We start from the raw sequence: 17,882 nt of genomic DNA, 5'->3' as shown, positions 1-17,882 counted from the left end.
TCAGGGGAATGTAAGAATTGCGTGAATAAATGTAAATATTAGACTTTATCGATATATGGTTATTTTTTTTATGTATAATGAGGACAAGGCCTAAAAATACTTAAATATTTAAGTGAATATTTTAAAAAGGGAGATTAAGAATATATGAAAAGCCTACTTCAAAAAACTTTAGCTGTTATAGGATTAACTGCTTCTTTATTAGGTATGGTTTCTTCCGTTTCATTTGCTTCGATTAGTTGGGATAATAATGCAACGTGGACAGGAAGCGGAGCAAAAGCTAAGGCAACTGCCTATACTGCGAAAAAGAACGAACCTCATTTTTACAAGATGACTGTAAGAGCTAGCTTTGATGATGGGACTTCTAAAGAGTTAGCATTGTATGATGCTAAAACTTCAGATCGTATAAACGTTAGCGTTGCATCCAAAGGACCGGTGACCAGAGGTTATTCGGGTCATGAATGGATAATGGTAGGGGATAGTGCGTACACTTCTAAGGAAATGGTAATTAAATAAAAATCAACAAAAACCGTGAAAAAGGATAAATACCATTTTCACGGTTTTTAAAATGAGGAGGATATATGAATCTAGTATTAAAAGAAATAGTGGTGAACAAAACAATATTCATTATGTTATTTATTGGATTTGTATTGACAATATGGCCAATCCTGATTGCAATATCGACGCGAGATTATTATGATGAGAAATTTTATGATAGTAAGAATGGTTATTTTAATTATTACTATTCTGTTCGACTTACTAATATGGGGGAAATCAATTTCGAACAATTTCAGACGTTAGTAGAATCTGATTTTAAAAACGCTAGCGTTATTACAAATGATATTCGTATTACTATTCCGGATATCGGCCACGTAATAATGAATGGTCTCCTTAATAAAAATTGGTCTCCACCTTTACTAAAAGGTTCTCAGATGGGACAAGATGAAAAAAATAGTGTAATAGTGGGGAAGAAAATTTATAAGGATATGGAAACAATAAAATTATTTAATAAGGAATATACAGTTAAAGGCGTAGCTGGAGAAAATACTGGATATGAGTATAATATTAAAATTTACGTCTCTCTAAATGACATGCCAGATGAAGTGAAACAGATGATACAAAAAGATAATACATTCCGAATGATTGTTCGTTCTAACGAAAACCCTATCAAGGAAATAGAAACTTTCATACAGCATATGAAACAGAACAATAAAGATATAAATGCCAAAGTAATTAGTGAAAAAGAGAACTATGAGAAGGAAAAAAACTCAAGTGAAGCCGTAGAAGAGTTACTCAGTTTTCCATATAGGCTTTTATGTATAGCTTTCATTACCAGTATAATAGTAAGTTATTATTGGATTTATACGAAGAAAAAAAGTTTGTCGTTAAGGAAAGCTTTGGGAGCAAGTAATGTAAATCTTTTTATTTTTATATTTAGTCAATTATTTTTATGTGCAATCACTGCATCAGCCTGTGCAATATGCATACAATGGATTTTTAGCATTTTGAGTGAAAGTATTATAGAGTTTACAAGCTATAATATTAGTTTACAGTCTACTCATATTGTAATGTGTGTATTTTTTTCACTTACTATAGCTTTCATTCTCTCTGTAATACCATTTGTATATGTGCTTAAAAGTGAACCTGCTAAAGCATTAAAGGAGTAAAAATGATGAGAATAAAAAGTGCGTTCCTAGCATTAAAAAAGAGATTTCTATTTTCCGTACTTCTTCTAATACAGATTACATTTGGATTAGCAACTATAGCGAGTTCAATTAATGTATTTTATAATTTACACCATCTAAACGATAAATCCAGCTCAGCATTAAATGTGGATAAAACATATTTAGTTACTTTTGAAAGGACGACAGATAGGTTACAAAGCAATCAATTTAATAAAGAGCAAATTCAAGAGGTTTATAAAACAATTCATCAAAATAAAGATGTGATTTCGTATGGTACATACGAGGAGAGTTTAATTGAAATAGAATCAAGTAATAGGCAACTTCAAAATAGTATGATTGCTGATTTGAAACATAAAACGTTTCACGATGAAAGACCTACTGTTCAAACAATTGTTGTAGATGAAAATTACTATAAATTGTTAGGTTTACCTTTAAAACCTGAAGAGGGTTTCTTGCATGAAGATTTTCCAAAAAATAGTGAAGAAAAAACAAAAGTATTAATGGGTTCTTACTTTAAGAAATATTTTCAAGTTGGGGATACAATTAATAATCAATATACAATTATAGGCTTTTTACCAGAGAATAAATTTATCGTAGATAATAATACAACGAACGTTTATTTGAAGTTGGATTACGCAATGATAATGCCTATGTCATCTAATAGATATGAAAATTATGAAGGAATGTTTTTAAGACTGCATCAAAGTACAGTTTTACATTTACGAAAAGATGCAGATGTAAAGAAACTAGAAAAATCAATTCAACTTAAAGGAAACGGCGGTACGTTTTATTTGAAAAATTTAGGTGATGAAATAAATATAGATGTTACTCTTAACAGCTATTCTGAAATACCTCAACTGATAGTCGGAATCTTATTTATTTTATTCTCAATCGTCGGAATTGTAGTAACGACTATTATTTCTATCTTGATGAGAAAGAGGGAATTTGGTATAAAAATAGTTTTTGGCGAAAGTAAATTTGGAATGTTTATTCAAATTGTTATAGAAAACATTATTGTAGCAATAGTTGGCTTAGGAATGTCAATAGCTTACTTTTCATGGAGATATGGGACTCTATTGCAAATGTCGAAGGATTTTAAAGCAGTATCGGCATTAGACTTTAAATTGGATATGCCTATATTATTTTTAGTATTTCTATTCTTATTATTGATCATCGTTGTCTCAAATGTAATTGTCTTTTTATTTATTAGAAAGCTTGATCCGAAAACATTAATAGGTGGGATGGAATAATGAGTTTAATTGAATTGAAAGACATTAAGAAGGTGTATAGTAACAAGAATCACAATACGTTCGCATTAAACGGTATAAACTTAACGATAGATAAGGGCGAAATTATAGCGATAATGGGTCGATCAGGATCGGGGAAAAGTACGCTATTAAATGTTATAGGGTTAATTGATTTGCCAAATGAGGGTGAATATACGTTAAATGAAAAAACATTAACTGAAATTAGAGCAAGTAAAGTTCATAAAACAAGAAATGAAATGATTGGATTTATATTTCAATATTTTGCATTGTTAAAAGAACATACTGTACTGGATAATGTAGTGCTACCACTCACATATAGAAAGCTAAAGCAACGGGAAAGAGAAAATAAGGCGAAGTTCTATTTAGAAAAAGTAGGGTTAAAAGAACATATGCATAAAACACCGGACGAGCTATCAGGTGGACAACAGCAGAGAGTCGCAATTGCTAGAGCATTAGTAGGCGAACCAGAAATAATTTTGGCTGATGAACCGACAGGGAATTTAGATAGAAAAACAGGAGAAGAAATTATGGATCTATTATTACAACTGAATGAAGAAGGACGAACGATTATTATTGTAACGCATGATATTGAGGTAGCAAATAAGTGTAATAGAATTATTGAGTTAGTTGATGGGGAAGTTGTGCGGAGTTAGTAATTCAATAATTATATCTAATGTAAGAATCCGTATTGATTAATTTTTCAAAATGGATTCTTTTTATTTGTAGGATTAAAGTAAAATAACAAATCCCCCGTAACTTTTTATGATAGAAATTCGTTTAACAAAAGAAAGGGTTTTTAATGATGAATGGGGGAGAACCATGAAAATTCTAATTCTAGGTGGTACACGTTTTTTAGGAAGAGCATTAGTAGAAGAGGCTTTAAAAAGAGGGCATGAAGTTACAATATTTAATCGCGGAACGAACAAAGAAATTTTTCCTGAAGTAGAGCAATTAATCGGTGACAGAAATAACGATGTATCAAGTTTAGAAAATCGAAAATGGGATGTTGTCGTGGATACATGTGGGTTTTCTCCACATCACATTCGGAATATTGGAGATGTCTTAAAAGATAATATAAAACATTATATATTCATCTCAAGCCTTTCCGTATATAAAGATTGGATTCCGCATGACATAAAAGAAGACTATATATTACAACCTGAACCAACGGAAGAGCAAATAAAGGGTGTAGAGAATGGTGAAATATCTCCTTATGAGCATTATGGCGCACTGAAAGTATTATGCGAAAAAGAAGCAGAGAAGTATTGGCCGGGGCGTGTTTTACACGTAAGAGCGGGACTTCTTTCGGGAATGTTTGATTATACGGATCGACTTCCATACTGGATTGGGCGTATAGCAAAGGGAGGAGAAGTGTTAGTTCCAGGAAGAAAAGACCGTCCAGTGCAGATAGTTGATATAAAAGATGTTGCATACTTTGGACTCAACATGGCAGAAAACAATAAAGCAGGTATATTCAATGTAACAGGTCCGAATGATGAATTGACGATGGAAGAGCTATTAAATACGTGTAAAAAGGTTACGAATAGTGATGCTGAATTTGTTTGGGTAGACGAATCGTTTATGAGTGAACATAATGTGCAGCCTTGGACAGAGATGCCTTTATGGATTCCGGAAACTTTTCCATTAGAAGGGGAAACGAAGCCGTGGAAAGGTGGATTTTCAATTAGTATTGAAAGTGCTGTTAAAGAAGGACTTACTTTTAGAAGGTTAGAACATACAGTTACAGATGTGTATAAGTGGATGAAGAGTGTGGACGAATGGGAATTAAAAGCAGGTATTTCAAGGGAAAGAGAAAAGATGTTATTGGATAAGTGGTATGAAATAAAGAGAGCTTAAATAGGAATCTTATGAAAAAAGGACTCTGTTTATTGGTTAAACAGAGTCCTAATATGAATCTACCACTCAATCGGTTCTTCCCCATACATCTCCCATAGCTTAGGAAACATCTTTTTTAAACCTTCTTCATCGTCTTCATCCCAGTCAAATTCAAAATCAACATCGTCGAATTCTTCATTAGATAAGACATGGTAAAGTGTAAAGTAAGTATCATCTTCGTCACCAGTTTTTTCTGCATATACAGTGAAACCGAAATATAAAGAAAGTTCTTCTATTTCTGGAACGTCATACTCACTCAAATTTTCTAATACAGGAATTAATCGTTCTGGATCTTCAATACAAGCTTCGTATGTCTCTTTTCCTTGATATAATAACCATCCACGGAAGTAATCAAAAGGATCATCTGAACAGCCCCCCATAATAATATAAGCGGCTGCCCATAAACGGGAGGTATAGGAATCTTTTAAAATACGATGCATATGCGTATCAAAAGCAACAATTTCATGTACTGTACGTTTAGCAAGGTGAGAAGTAAGCCATTCTATTTGTTCTTCTTGGTCCTCACCTTTCGTTTTTGCACGAGCGAGTAGTTCCCAAAATTCTTCTTCGGTTATCGTCTTTTCTTTTATGTAATCTTCCCCTTGAATAGGGTCTATATATCCTTTTTTACGTTTGGAAGCAACTAGTTTAGTAGCTTCTTTCATACATTCTTCTTCTGTTTCAAACTCTTTCGCTTTTACACTACCAGCTGTGCCAATTTTTCCGTAAAACACAACGTAGTCTTTTTCTTTCACAACGATTTTCCAAAACTTATTTGATTTCTCAGTTTGCTGGATTAATAACGTTTCCATCCGTACCCCCATAATGTTTTCTAGTGTGCAATATGATTGTAACATATGTATATACACTTGTAATGATGAAAAATAATAGTTTAGAAAATTCAAAAACCATTGAATGGAGTGGATAAATTTAGTAACCTTATTTGTACAGTAATTACATAATTGTTTTGTAATAATTCGATATTTATATAAGGGGGCGTTACGGATGGATCTTACGTTTAAAGTTGAGGAAACATGTTTTAATTACCGCGTTGGAGCAATTTGTAAACAGGATAATAAAATACTTATTCTGCAAGGTGACGGTGAAGATTTTTGGTACGTACCGGGCGGAAGAGTGAAAATGTTAGAAAACAGTGAGGATGCGTTACAACGGGAACTTGCAGAAGAACTAGCTGCTCCTATTAAAGGGAAGAGATTAATATGGTCAGTAGAAAATTTCTTTACACTTTCTGAGCAAAAGTTTCATGAGATTAGTTTTTATTATGAAGTAGAGCTACATGAATTACCTGCAAATGGAGCGGATCAATATATTTTGGAAGAAGAGGATAGAACATATTTGTTTAAGTGGGTGCCGGTAGAAGAGTTACATGCATATAATTTACAGCCTGCATTTATAAAAGAGAAAGTAAAGAATATAGCAGTTCATACAGAACATATCATTTTACAAGATTAAATGTATTCGGAGGAGAAAAGGATGAAGGGGATTAAAAAAGAGATACATATAAATGACAAAGTAATTTATTACACACATATCGAAAAAGGTTCTAGTACGGTTTGCTTTATGTTTTCAGGTTCAGGATACAATTATGATAAGCCGTTATTTTATTACGCGACGATGCTTATGCTTGAACATAAAATTGATGTTGTACATATTCATTATTCTTACGACGAACAAGTAATGAATAAACCAATGGAAGAAGTAACAAAAATAATGATGGATGATATGAATCCTGTAATGAAGGAAGTATTAAAAGCTGAGCAATACAACGATACTGTATTTTTAGGGAAGTCACTCGGAACAATTCCAATTGCGAATGATTTAATGAAGAGAGAAGAGTTTTTACAGTCGAAAATGATATTACTGACACCGTTACTGACGTTTGATACGATTTTTGATTCTATCTTGCATAGTAATCACGAAGGGTTTTTAGTTATGGGGGATAAAGATCATCAATACAATGCAGATCAAGTTGATCAGCTACATAAAACAAATTTACAGATTGAAGTTGTCAAAAATGCAAATCATTCTGTAAATGTTGGGGGATATGAAACGGAAAATTCAATTGAGGCTATAGCGAAAATAATAGGAAAACTTAAAGAAGTTGTTAGGACAAACTAACCTATTAATACATGCAAAAGAGGTGCGAATTGCACCTCTTTTACTTTAATAAGCCTTCAAAACATGAAGTAAATAATCCTTACGATTCAGCGGATTATAATCAACACGTTTTCGAGTAGGGAAGGGAGCCATAAGCTTTGTGAAACCAGCTGGCTTCGTTGTAAATATGCCTTCTCCTTCTGTAAATGAATGAAGCATGCGTTTAAAATTCTCTGTTTTCGCAACAGGTAATGATCCTGTTAATTGGTAAGAATCATTATATAATATAGGCTCTGCAAAAGTTGCTGGAATAGTAGCAAGTTTATACATTGCGGTACTAATTGCTTGCTTCGGTACAGTTAATTCAAACTCGTTTACTGGTTCATATACATATGTTTCAGCTTTCTTTAAGGCATCCATTAGTACGAGTGGTGTTAAGTTTCTAAAATCACTCGCTGTTGTAACAGGACTAGCATAACCAGTATGTGTTAACGTGACAGAAATGTCCGTAACTTCCCATCCGTATAAACCTTGTTTTAACGTTTGAAATACTGTATCTTCAATTGCTTTATGAAATGCTAAAGGTAGTGAGCCAAGTTCAACGCCTAATTTATATATTATGCCAGAATTAAGTTCACCACGTTCGACTTTGAATCCAACTGTTGCGTAAAAAGGATTCGCTTTTTCACCCATGACTTCAACGGAATTCCCAATGCCAATTGGTTTCTCCATACATACAACTCGCGTACTTGAAAAAGTAACCTGCAAATTATATTTCTCATAAAGTGTTGTTTCGATAACCTCTTTTTGTACTTCACCGAAAAGGCGAATATAAAGTTCATTATGAATATCATCTTTCCACACTTTAATGAGCGGATCTTCTTCACATAGTTCCATAAGTGCAACGTATAAATCATGAATTCGTTCTTTTGGTACTGCATTGATGGCTGCTTCCATTTGTGGTTCGGCAAAGTGAATATCTTTTATATAATCGGTCCGTTCACCGATAATATCACCAATTTTTATATCATTCAGTCCCCACACTTTGCAAAATTCTCCGCTAGGAACGATAGTAGATTGAACAGCATTTCCGCTATGAAACATACACATTTTTTTAATCTTTTCTTTATGTGGTAGAGACTCATCGCGCTGTATATCAACATATTTTCTAACATGTAAGCTACCTGAAAAAACTCTTATATACGCAACCTTTTCTCCGGAAGGTTCACGTTCAATTTTAAAAACAACACCAGATAATGGTTCCTCTTGTGCCGATGTAAGAGCTGGCATTAGGGCCGGAAGTTTTTCAAGTATTTCAGTTACTCCTATACCTGTCATTGCTGAACCGAAAAAGATTGGATACACATTTGCTTGCTGTATTTGCTGTTCTAGTTTTTCTCTTAATAGTGCGTCCGGTATTATTTCGTTATTTACATATGATTCAAGTAACGATTCATTAAATGGTGCTAACAGTTCCATACAATCGTCATATGATTTGTATTCAATGATCCGGGCTTCTTTCGTTCCTTCGTTTAGAACAGAGTAGAAGGGGAATGCTTCATTTGAAAGAACCTCTTTTATTTGTTTCATAACTTTTTCAGTGTTTGCGCCACTACGATCAATTTTATTAACGAATAAAATAGTCGGTATGTTTAGTTTCTGTAATGTTCGCATTAAAATTTTTGTTTGTGCTTGCACACCTTCAACGGCAGAGATAACTAAAATCGCACCGTCTAGAACGCGGAATGATCGCTCCACTTCAGCGATAAAATCAGCGTGTCCAGGTGTATCAATGACATTTACTTTTACAGCATCAATAAAGAAAGAAACGACAGATGCTTTAATCGTAATTCCGCGTTGTCTTTCTAATTCCATTGAGTCAGTTTGTGTATTACCACTATCTACTCGGCCAATTTCTTTAATCACATTCGTTTCATAAAGAATACGCTCAGTCAAACTCGTCTTGCCAGCGTCTACGTGCGCGACAATCCCTATATTTATTGTTGTCATTTGTGAATATCCTCATTTCATTTTCCATTTTCAATTCCTCATTTCTATTTGTATATTGCCGCATTATCAATCACTCTCCAGTTCTTTAAATTAGTATTATTATAGTGCAATTAACATTATTTGTAACGCTACAAAGCGCCTTAATTTGGAAAAAATAAAATGAAAACAAAATGCTTGCATTCTAAATCGATATAGATTATATTAATTGACATATCAACTATTGATACATCAAATGTTTTTATTTTGATTGTAAAGGAGGGTTAATTTGACAAGTTCATGCTCAAAAGAAGCGATTATTTTATATAAATTACACTTTCTAAATAAAGAAGTAAGTTCGAAATTTGAAGGGTGTACGGGTATGAGCCAGTCTCGATTAGAGCTTATACTTCAGTTATATGAAGTAGGTGAAATTAGTCAAAAAGCACTTCAACAAGAAGTGAATATTGATAATGCTGCGATAACAAGGCATTTAAAGCAGCTTGAGGCCAATGAAATGATTGTAAGACGTAAAAATCCAGATGATAACAGAATTACGTTAGTTTCTCTTACTGAAGAGGGACGAAATAAAATTCAAGCATTTCAAGAGGAAAAAGAACGTTTTGCAGCATCTGCATTTAAAGGATTAAGTGAGGAAGAACGCGATAATCTTTTAAATATGTTAAATCACATTCAAGAAAATATAAAAGAATTATAAAAAAGGGAGAATACAACTATGACTAACTCAGTAAAAACAAATGATTTTAACGAAATTTTAACAGGACGTCGTTCAATTCGTAAGTACGACCCTTCAGTGAAAATTAGCAAAGAAGAAATGACAGAAATTCTTACAGAAGCAACACTTGCACCATCTTCAGTAAACATGCAACCATGGAGATTCGTAGTGATTGAAAGTGACGAAGCGAAAGCAACACTTGCGCCACTTGCGAAATTCAATCAATCTCAAGTAGAAACGTCTTCAGCAATGATTGCTTTATTTGGTGATTTAAACAACTTTGATAACGCAGAAGAAATTTACGGTACAGCAGTAGAGCGTGGACTTATGCCAGCAGAAGTAAAAGAAGATCAAATGAAAAAACTTTCAGCTTACTTCTCTATGGTTACACCAGAAGTAATGAAAGATACGGTATTAATTGACGGTGGTCTTGTAGCAATGCAATTTATGCTAGCAGCTCGTGCGCACGGTTATGACACTTGTCCAATTGGTGGATTTGAGAAAGATCAAATCGCAGAAGCATTTGGACTAGATAAAGAAAGCTACGTACCAGTTATGTTAATTTCAATCGGGAAAGCTGCAGACAGTGGTTACCAATCAGTACGTCTTCCAATTGAAAAAGTTGCAGAGTGGAAATAATTTTATAAAAGAACTTCAATAAGTGAAAGATGAGAGGGGAAGCACCATGATTATTATTCACGCAATATTTCAAGTAGACCCAGCAAAACAACAAGCATTTTTAGAAGAAATTCAGCCACTCATTCATGGTTCAAGAGAAGAAAGTGGCAATGTATCTTATGACTTATATAAAGATACAGAAAAAGAAAGTGTTTATACGATGGTAGAAGTATGGAAAGATGAAGCAGCAGTTGCGAGCCATAATACGAGTGAACACTTCACATCTTTCGTTAGTAAAGCAGCACAATTTTTAACTGCTCCTCTTGATATAAAAGCTTATAATGGAGAGTTAGTAAAATAATAAGGTAGAAAAAGATGACTTTAGCATATGGCTGAAGTCATCTTTTTTGTATAAGTAGAATCCATTTTGGACTCAGTTATGTTGATAGATAAGCGTTGCTCGTATCCTCAGTAACAGTGCTGAATTGTATGTTAAATTCGAATATTCGGTTTATTGGGATATTTTTCCGTGGTATAATTTTCTTGTAAATAAAAGGTAGAGAGGAGCAAGTAATGGGAGAATTTCAAAGTAATTTGCATACGGCAACGCAACTTGCAACGAAAATGAGAAATGCTTCAGATAGAATGAAAAGTGCTACTAGTCGCTCTATAAATAAGGCAACGCGTACTACACTATCTGTGAACTTCAAGGCACAAGAAGCAAATCAACAAAATTTACAGATCACGAAACAATTTTGTACTGCTTTTCAACAAACAATTGATAATATCCATTCCGTAGCAAATGAATTTGAGAAAATGGATACCGGACTTCAAAAGACTTTTCAATAATGTAACGGCCTACGTAAAGGGGAAAAGGTAGGGAGAAAAGATGAGTCAAGAAATTGAAATGAGAATCAGTCAATGTAATCAAAAATTACGAAGTATATTTGAAGAGCAAAATGAAAACCGAATTGCGTTGCAAAATCAAGAACGAGATGAGGCTAGTTTTCATGAATGGAAAAATAGAAGCAATCGTTTATTTAACCGAATACTAGAAACTTGGTATGGTGACAAAGAAGTATTTCACCTGTTCACGAATATGCGGCAAGAGATCAGGCAGTATGAAAGAAAACTTACATTCGAATTAGAGAACGAAAAAGAGACGTTGCTTAAAGAAAAACGGCATCTCAGTGAGAAAGAAAACGACCTTTCCTATGAACAGCAGCAACTACAAAGGGAGGTCAATGCATGAGTTTAAACATGTATTTGGGAGAAGTACAAAGTCAAACTTAAAGTATGAACGCTATATGTAATGCTACGATTCAAAGTATGGAACAAGCCATTCAATCTATTGATGCATTTGCGATAGATACAGTATTACAAGGACAAACATACAGTAGTGCAAAAGCCTACCTTGTCCAAACATTTCGGCCATTAGCGCAAGGAATCATATGCTTATGTGAAGAATTAATTCGCCAAAACGAAGCATTCCCAAATGAGTTCCAAGCAAAAGTTGCTTCAACAGATGTGATCGAACATGAAATAAGACAACAAATACAGGAAATTAATCAATCGATTGCAAGTATAGAAGCAATCGAAGTACTTACACCGATGCCTGGAGTAGACGCAATTGTAACGGTATTAAGAGCAATGAGAAAAAAACTGGAAGAAAAACTAGAGCATTTATATGAATTCAATCATTCATCCAGCAACAACTACAGCACCGCCCTCCAATTAGCAGCTAGCATCACAGCCGGACTCTCTGAAGTGCAAAGCGGGAAAGGATTTAGTCCTGTGAGTGGTACGTTTAGTACACAAGGGTTGAATATGGATTGGGTGAGTTCGATTCAGGGGATTATAGAAGAAACAGCTCGAAAAAATGATCAGTCAATTAAAGATATAGAAACAAATAACATAATTGAGAAGAAATCTCCGGTTAGAAATGCTTGGGACGATGCGACAGACAGTATAGTTGGCACGTTTGAAACAGCGAAAAAGATGTGGGAAGCTATTCAAAGAGGATCGGGGAAAGCTATTGGTGATGAAATCGAGTCCGCAATAGCTTTAAGTAATATGGACATAGGAACTTTTATTAATGTAACCTATGCACTTTTCCATTTGGATGAAACTGCAAAAAATATGTGGCATGCATTTTCAAATAAAATAAAACGAGATATGATAGAGGGAGATGCAGAGAGTCGTACAGAATTGACTACCTATGGATTAACACAAATAGCTACCACAATATTAGGCGATAGGGCAATAAATAAAGTAGGCCATATCACAAAAGAAGCAAAAGCATCAAGTGGAGTAAGTACATTTGCTAATGCGGTAAAACTAGCAAAAGAATTGAAGCCTACGCTTGAAATGTTACAATCATTTAAGAGAGAGGCTTCCTATGCACTCTCTAGTGTTGGTGGAACTATCGTAACCAAAATACCTCAAGGCGAATTAATAGAAGCTTATTATAAGTTTGCGAAGTCTAAAGATGGTGGTAAGGGTACGGGTGAAACACTATCTAAAAAGAAATCAATACCGGACTTTGTGAAAAAGCAATGGGAAGCAGGGAATAGATTTAATAAGGAAAATCGTCCTCGATATCCTTATAATGAAGTAGAGTTAGAGGCAAAGGAAATCAATGGGAAGAAATATGTTGTAGATTCTTATATTCCGGGTGAAGAAATTGTCTCGAGGAAATTTACCCAATTGGCTGAAGTAAAAGAAAAGACGGCATTAAGTTATCTAAGTGAGTTTACTAAAAAGTATTCTTCCGGTTCAGAAATTTCTTCAGGTAAATTTAATCCTAATGCTTTAAAAGGTGGTCGACTAGATGGAGAGTTAATTTTGGAAATCCCTGTACAAACAAAGCCAGTTCCACAAAAAATTATTGAAGAGGCGAATGAGAAAGGGATTATTATTCGTGATATTAATGGGAAGGTGTATAATTAATGGAAATTTATTATTGTGATAAGTGGTCTAATATAAAAAAGAAGCCTTGGAATATTATTGATGAGAATGCAGCCAAGACACTTCATGAAAATCGTCATTCTTATACTGCTGTTCTTAGTGATGGAGAGCAGCCAAAGTATTTAGTAAATGTCACTGAGAAATGGGTATCGGTAAGTTTTTTGGATGATTTTCTTCGTAAATATTTACACTACGATTTTATTGTTAAAGAAGATAATAGACTATTCCTAAGGACAATAATGTATTGGGAATATGACGGGGATACACAGTTAAAAAGTATGATTTTGGGGTATCAAGAAAATGGTCATATTGCTATGGAGCAAAAAGATTCTAAAACTGGAGAAGTAGAAGAGCGAGAGACAAAAGATGATGTATCTAGAAATTGGGATACATTCCCTGAGTTTGGCCAATACTTATATTTGTGCAAAGAAGAGAGATAATTCTTTTGAATATAAGAACAATAACTAGGCGAGATAGCTATTAGTGAGCTAAGAATATAAATAAATGGAATAAACATGAAACTAATGAATTCCTAAGTTTTAAAGATATTGTAAAGTTAATTGAAAATCCCCTCAAATGATCCTACTTAATAAGCAGATGAACTTAAAGCACTTGATTGCCGACTAAAAGCAACAAGTGCTTTTTATTTCGGAATTACAATATTTGGTGAATTATATATCCAAAAATACCAAAACAAAAGTTTCAAATGATGAAGTGCTTCCACAATTCTCTTTCATGATATGAAGAAGTTTTCAACGACTGGATTATCGTAGCAGAAGTAGGAACTGGGGGGGGAGCGTCACAAATTGTTATTCCATTAGATATAGCAGCAACAGCTACTGGGGCAAGTCTTTTTGTACATGGTGGATTTGTTTGGAATAAATCGATTCAAAATACTAAGGATACTCTTCAAAAAATCCAGTCTTCTGGTGGAGGTAAGGGTGCGAGTAATCGAATACCTTCTTATGGAAAAGATTCTGTACCTAAAGGCCCATACCGTGAAGTAAATGGTTATCCAATAAAAGTGAAAGCAGGAGCTCAAGAAAAGCATATTCCTGATACACCGAACTATAAACAAGAATTAGCAAATGGAAAAAATAAGAGCATTTTCTATGGCGATAATAAAATAGCGCAAGAATTGCTTGATAAGTTCGCCGGGAAAGGTGAACTATTAAAAAACGGTAGAGAAAGAGTAGACTTTTGTGAGCCAATAGGAAAATATTATGACCGCAATACTGGTGAATACTATGAGACTACTAAAGGGTTGATCCATTATGGAAAAGATGGCGCTCATATAGTACCATCAAGACCATAAAAATCATAAGAAAAGAGGATGCAAATGGGGTACGATTCTTTAATTGGAACATTAATAAATTATGAACATAGTGACATGATACTAGAATGGAAAAGTGGATTGAGGATTATTGGAGAACTAGATACAGTTTTTGAAACAGACAATGGACTAGATGAGGATGATATAAATTATACAGAATATGATGCAGCTGTATTTAGAGTAAATAATATTTTATCTCGACCTAATACAAACGAAGGTACTGTATATAATTGGTTAAAACAAGAAAAAAGTTCATTGGTTGAAATTTCTCTCTATGATGATCCGCCAAGTGCAGTGTTTTTAACTGACGGAAAAAGAGTATGGGAAAGAAAAATGTGTAAATAATAGGTGGCATTTAAACTGTTACCTTATTAGTCAAATTAGATCTAGTTAATTTTGATATATGGTTTTTAAAGGAATCAGAACAGGCTACTAACATATACTCTGGTATGAAGAAAAGATATCCTAATCGTAAGCTGATTCCTTTTGCTAAAAGAGTTGATAATGATGATACTGCATGTTTTGAAATCGGCAAAGGAAGTAAAGTTCAACTTATTCATGATTTTGCTTCTGAAGGCTTTGAACAAAGAAAAGATAAGCATCCTATTATTTTAGAAGTTAATACTGAAAAAGCTAGAGAAGAAGGCGTTAAATTTTATTTAGGAAATGAAAAAGTTTGGTTAGCAGATGAGATTCCTAGTGAGTTTATCGCAATTAATAAGAATTAATTGAATCTATTCTACTAGATTATGACGGCAGGAAAAATTTTTTCTTTAAGATATATATTTGAATGAACCACGTTATCTGTCTTAAAATAAACAAATAAATGGCGAGTTACTTATGGAAAATAATCAACAAGAGAGACTTCACATTTGAGGTCTCTTTTGTTGATTTCAATTGAAAATTATTATTTGAGCGAATGCACTTTCGTACCTTGCATTTCACAGGCACATAGGCTTTAATTGATGCTATATAGTATGTTTTTCAATGTCAAAAAACATTAGAAAAACAGGGCAATATTATTAAATAGCCGGGTCCATTGTAGAAATGTTTGAAGCTATTTCGCTCATAGGCGGATCTAATTTCTTAACTATCGTCGCAGAAGTAGGAACTGGTGGGTTAGCATCACCAATTGTTATTCCATTAGATATAGCAGCAACAGCTGCTGGGGCTAGTCTTTTTGCGCATGGTGGATTTGTTTGGAATAAATCGATTCAAAATGCTAAGGATACTCTTCAAAAAATCCAGTCTTCTGGTGGAGGTAAGGGTACAGGTGATTTTGTTAAAGTTAATAATGAAACTATAATAAATACTGCAACTTCTCCTAAAAAGGGTGGAGAAACTGTTGTAGGTCATGCTTTACAAAAACATGCAGGAAGAAATCCAGATATTTGGGGGGAAGTTAAAGGTGGCCCTGACCAAATAAACCAAACTGCATTGAAACACCTTAAAGAAATAATGGATGGACCAGGAGGATTTATAAAAATTAAAAGTCCTAAAGGAATAGAGTTTTTGGAGAAAAAACTACCAGATGGACGTGGAGTTCGATTGAACCTTGATGGAACTTTTAAAGGGTTTATTGATCAGTGAAAGAGGGGGATTGTAAGTGGAAAATTTAGAGATTATATTAAGAGATTTTAATAAGAGAAGTATTGATAAGTTAATTTACGACGAACTTAAATTAAATATATTAAAAATTAAATCATCACATTTTTATGATAATATTTTAGAAAAAGATTTGGATTTTTCTCAAGTGAAAAAAATGGAAGAGATTTTAACACCGAAAGGCACAGGAAATGTATGTTTAGAAGAATTACAACTAGGTATTTCATTAAAAAATGTAGTAATAGTATTTTCATTTGATGAACAGGATGGTGATATTGTATTTAACTTTCCTGAAAATGAAATATTAAAGGATGAGAGGAATGATAATAAGTTAAGGTTAAAAAAGTTAGTGCATTATCTAGTTAATTTGAAAAAAGAGTATGATATTCCAAACGTAATAATTGGTTATGAACCTGCAACGGATGAGGATACTTTGCTAATAGAAATTAATGATAAAGTAAAAAATTATGACAAAAAAATAGAGGGAATATTTTCTTGATTTATGAGCCTTAAGGTATATGCCTTGGGGTTTTTTTAGTAACTTTGAATAAATTAGAAAATGAAGGTTTAACTTTACTGAAAGATAATTAACTCGTATGAACTTAAAGCAATTGATTGCTGATAAAAAGAAATAAGTACTTTTTATTTTGAGATTACAATATTTAGTAAGATGAATTATATATCCAAAAATATCAAAACAAAAGTTTCGAATGATGAAGTGCTTCCACAACTCTCTTTCATGATATGAAGAAGTTTTTAATGCCTGGGATTATCGCAAAAGGAGCAAAAGCATCAAGTGGAGTAAGTACAATTGCTAATGCAGTAACACTAGCAAAAGAATTGAAGCCTACGCTTGAAATGTTACAATCATTTAAGAGAGAGGCTTCCTATGCACTCTCTAGTGTTGGTGGAACTATTGTAACCAAAATACCTCAAGGCGAATTAATAGAAGCTTATTATAAGTTTGCGAAGTCTAAAGAAGGTGGATTCAGTAATGGAAATAGTCGGGCTAACAAGGTTAATATACTCGAAAGTAGCATTAAACATTCAAATGTAGGTGACTTTACAACACATCATAAAACAGGAGATATTTCAAAAATGAAGGGTGGAGGACATGGACAAAGTAATATTGAATTTTTGGAAAAAAATAATGTAGATTATAATATAAATAAAGTATACGAAAACGGTGTTAGGGTTGGAGTTATAAAAACAAATGGAGAGATAGGGACTATTTTTCCAGATGCGACTAAACAACCGTAGATAGAGTTTGGAGGATTAATATGGATATAGCAAATAAAATGGAAGTTATATTAAATGAAAGAAAAAAATTAAATTTGAATGATGACTATGGGATACAAAAAAGTTGGAATGAAATAATAGAAGTTCTCTCAGAAAATGAGGAAAATACTATAAGATATTTAGAGAACTGTAGTAAAGAAGAGTTATATTGGATAAGTGAAGTTTTGGAAGATATAGTAGAAATTATACAAAGTAAAGAACTAATTAATTGCTTAAGAAAATTAGATGGAAAATTTCCAGAATTAGAAATGACAAATGATATTGATATTGCAGAAAGTTATATAGAAAATCCTTAAATTAAAGGAATAGTTGGTGTGCTTAAGTATAGAACCATGGGATATAATGATACTTTCTTGAAATTCATAGATCATGAT

Annotated in this window: 21 protein-coding genes and 2 pseudogenes; 21 read left to right on the top strand and 2 right to left on the bottom strand. The window is 33.3% G+C overall.

What is annotated here, in order from left to right; translation table 11 throughout:
• The first annotated feature begins 144 nt into the window (after positions 1 to 144).
• The 5 genes from BLT20_RS12340 to BLT20_RS12320 all read left to right on the top strand — a co-directional run bounded on the left by BLT20_RS12340 (position 145) and on the right by BLT20_RS12320 (position 4,807).
• Positions 145 to 513 carry a hypothetical protein gene (locus BLT20_RS12340; RefSeq protein WP_000838688.1) on the top strand — a complete coding sequence of 123 codons (369 nt, stop codon included), beginning with the start codon at positions 145 to 147 and terminating at the stop codon, positions 511 to 513.
• 65 nt (positions 514 to 578) lie between these two features.
• On the top strand, positions 579 to 1,664 hold the full coding sequence (locus BLT20_RS12335) for an FtsX-like permease family protein (protein ID WP_001055050.1): 1,086 nt from the start codon (positions 579 to 581) through the stop codon (positions 1,662 to 1,664).
• A gap of 2 nt (positions 1,665 to 1,666) precedes the next feature.
• Positions 1,667 to 2,932: an ABC transporter permease gene (locus BLT20_RS12330; protein WP_033684507.1), complete on the top strand. Its 1,266-nt coding sequence runs from the start codon at positions 1,667 to 1,669 to the stop codon at positions 2,930 to 2,932.
• A complete protein-coding gene (locus BLT20_RS12325) occupies positions 2,932 to 3,603 on the top strand; it encodes an ABC transporter ATP-binding protein (protein ID WP_000052372.1) in 672 nt (223 codons plus the stop codon). The genes BLT20_RS12330 and BLT20_RS12325 overlap by 1 nt, the downstream gene beginning before the upstream one ends.
• Positions 3,604 to 3,769: 166 nt before the next feature.
• Complete coding sequence (locus tag BLT20_RS12320) at positions 3,770 to 4,807, top strand: SDR family oxidoreductase (protein WP_000697749.1); 1,038 nt, start codon at positions 3,770 to 3,772, stop codon at positions 4,805 to 4,807.
• A 59-nt stretch (positions 4,808 to 4,866) separates the two neighbouring features.
• On the opposite strand, the gene BLT20_RS12315 is transcribed toward BLT20_RS12320, so the two are convergent.
• Positions 4,867 to 5,658, bottom strand: a complete 792-nt coding sequence (locus tag BLT20_RS12315) for a DUF4240 domain-containing protein (protein WP_000449122.1) — start codon at positions 5,656 to 5,658, stop codon at positions 4,867 to 4,869.
• A gap of 193 nt (positions 5,659 to 5,851) precedes the next feature.
• Here BLT20_RS12315 and BLT20_RS12310 point away from each other — a divergent pair, with 193 nt between their 5' ends.
• Together BLT20_RS12310 and BLT20_RS12305 are read left to right on the top strand one after the other, a co-directional pair.
• Positions 5,852 to 6,319, top strand: coding sequence for an NUDIX hydrolase (locus BLT20_RS12310; protein ID WP_000366244.1), 468 nt, complete (start codon positions 5,852 to 5,854; stop codon positions 6,317 to 6,319).
• Positions 6,320 to 6,340: 21 nt separating this feature from the next.
• On the top strand, positions 6,341 to 6,985 hold the full coding sequence (locus BLT20_RS12305) for an alpha/beta family hydrolase (RefSeq protein ID WP_000676203.1): 645 nt from the start codon (positions 6,341 to 6,343) through the stop codon (positions 6,983 to 6,985).
• 45 nt (positions 6,986 to 7,030) lie between these two features.
• On the opposite strand, the gene BLT20_RS12300 is transcribed toward BLT20_RS12305, so the two are convergent.
• Positions 7,031 to 8,974: an elongation factor G gene (locus tag BLT20_RS12300; RefSeq protein ID WP_000207795.1), complete on the bottom strand. Its 1,944-nt coding sequence runs from the start codon at positions 8,972 to 8,974 to the stop codon at positions 7,031 to 7,033.
• Positions 8,975 to 9,239: 265 nt separating this feature from the next.
• Between BLT20_RS12300 and BLT20_RS12290 the strand changes: the two genes are divergently transcribed.
• The 14 genes and pseudogenes from BLT20_RS12290 (at position 9,240) to BLT20_RS12220 (ending at position 17,804) form a co-directional block, all read left to right on the top strand.
• Entirely contained in the window at positions 9,240 to 9,668 is a 429-nt protein-coding gene (locus BLT20_RS12290; RefSeq protein ID WP_000204172.1) for a MarR family winged helix-turn-helix transcriptional regulator, read from the top strand.
• Positions 9,669 to 9,686: 18 nt separating this feature from the next.
• Complete coding sequence (locus tag BLT20_RS12285; protein WP_000185393.1) at positions 9,687 to 10,325, top strand: nitroreductase family protein; 639 nt, start codon at positions 9,687 to 9,689, stop codon at positions 10,323 to 10,325.
• A 46-nt stretch (positions 10,326 to 10,371) separates the two neighbouring features.
• Positions 10,372 to 10,665: a putative quinol monooxygenase gene (locus tag BLT20_RS12280; RefSeq protein WP_000583804.1), complete on the top strand. Its 294-nt coding sequence runs from the start codon at positions 10,372 to 10,374 to the stop codon at positions 10,663 to 10,665.
• Between the two features lie 212 nt (positions 10,666 to 10,877).
• On the top strand, positions 10,878 to 11,153 hold the full coding sequence (locus BLT20_RS12275; protein ID WP_000503635.1) for a TIGR04197 family type VII secretion effector: 276 nt from the start codon (positions 10,878 to 10,880) through the stop codon (positions 11,151 to 11,153).
• 40 nt (positions 11,154 to 11,193) lie between these two features.
• Positions 11,194 to 11,556: a DUF3958 family protein gene (locus BLT20_RS12270; protein ID WP_000076583.1), complete on the top strand. Its 363-nt coding sequence runs from the start codon at positions 11,194 to 11,196 to the stop codon at positions 11,554 to 11,556.
• 44 nt (positions 11,557 to 11,600) lie between these two features.
• Positions 11,601 to 13,253, top strand: coding sequence for a T7SS effector LXG polymorphic toxin (locus BLT20_RS12265; protein WP_000991248.1), 1,653 nt, complete (start codon positions 11,601 to 11,603; stop codon positions 13,251 to 13,253).
• Positions 13,253 to 13,711, top strand: a complete 459-nt coding sequence (locus BLT20_RS12260) for a hypothetical protein (RefSeq protein WP_000409336.1) — start codon at positions 13,253 to 13,255, stop codon at positions 13,709 to 13,711. The genes BLT20_RS12265 and BLT20_RS12260 overlap by 1 nt, the downstream gene beginning before the upstream one ends.
• A 584-nt stretch (positions 13,712 to 14,295) precedes the next feature.
• Positions 14,296 to 14,586 carry a polymorphic toxin type 50 domain-containing protein gene (locus BLT20_RS31035; protein ID WP_000643414.1) on the top strand — a complete coding sequence of 97 codons (291 nt, stop codon included), beginning with the start codon at positions 14,296 to 14,298 and terminating at the stop codon, positions 14,584 to 14,586.
• Between the two features lie 24 nt (positions 14,587 to 14,610).
• Positions 14,611 to 14,949, top strand: coding sequence for a hypothetical protein (locus tag BLT20_RS12245; RefSeq protein WP_000540189.1), 339 nt, complete (start codon positions 14,611 to 14,613; stop codon positions 14,947 to 14,949).
• Positions 14,950 to 15,053: 104 nt separating this feature from the next.
• A complete protein-coding gene (locus BLT20_RS12240) occupies positions 15,054 to 15,332 on the top strand; it encodes an RNA 2'-phosphotransferase family protein (RefSeq protein WP_000747779.1) in 279 nt (92 codons plus the stop codon).
• A gap of 298 nt (positions 15,333 to 15,630) precedes the next feature.
• A pseudogene (locus tag BLT20_RS12235) lies at positions 15,631 to 16,194 on the top strand (hypothetical protein); the annotation flags it as partial.
• A gap of 16 nt (positions 16,195 to 16,210) precedes the next feature.
• Positions 16,211 to 16,708, top strand: coding sequence for a hypothetical protein (locus BLT20_RS12230; protein ID WP_000429178.1), 498 nt, complete (start codon positions 16,211 to 16,213; stop codon positions 16,706 to 16,708).
• Positions 16,709 to 16,974: 266 nt separating this feature from the next.
• Positions 16,975 to 17,469: pseudogene (locus tag BLT20_RS12225) on the top strand (hypothetical protein); the annotation flags it as partial.
• A gap of 20 nt (positions 17,470 to 17,489) precedes the next feature.
• Positions 17,490 to 17,804, top strand: a complete 315-nt coding sequence (locus BLT20_RS12220; RefSeq protein WP_000350220.1) for a hypothetical protein — start codon at positions 17,490 to 17,492, stop codon at positions 17,802 to 17,804.
• Positions 17,805 to 17,882: the final 78 nt, after the last annotated feature.

Origin of the sequence: Bacillus sp. cl96 (assembly GCF_900100505.1) — a bacterium.
Classification (GTDB): domain Bacteria; phylum Bacillota; class Bacilli; order Bacillales; family Bacillaceae_G; genus Bacillus_A; species Bacillus_A cereus.
Note: the sequence above shows the minus strand (reverse complement) of the source record. Positions and strands in the feature narration are given on the sequence as shown.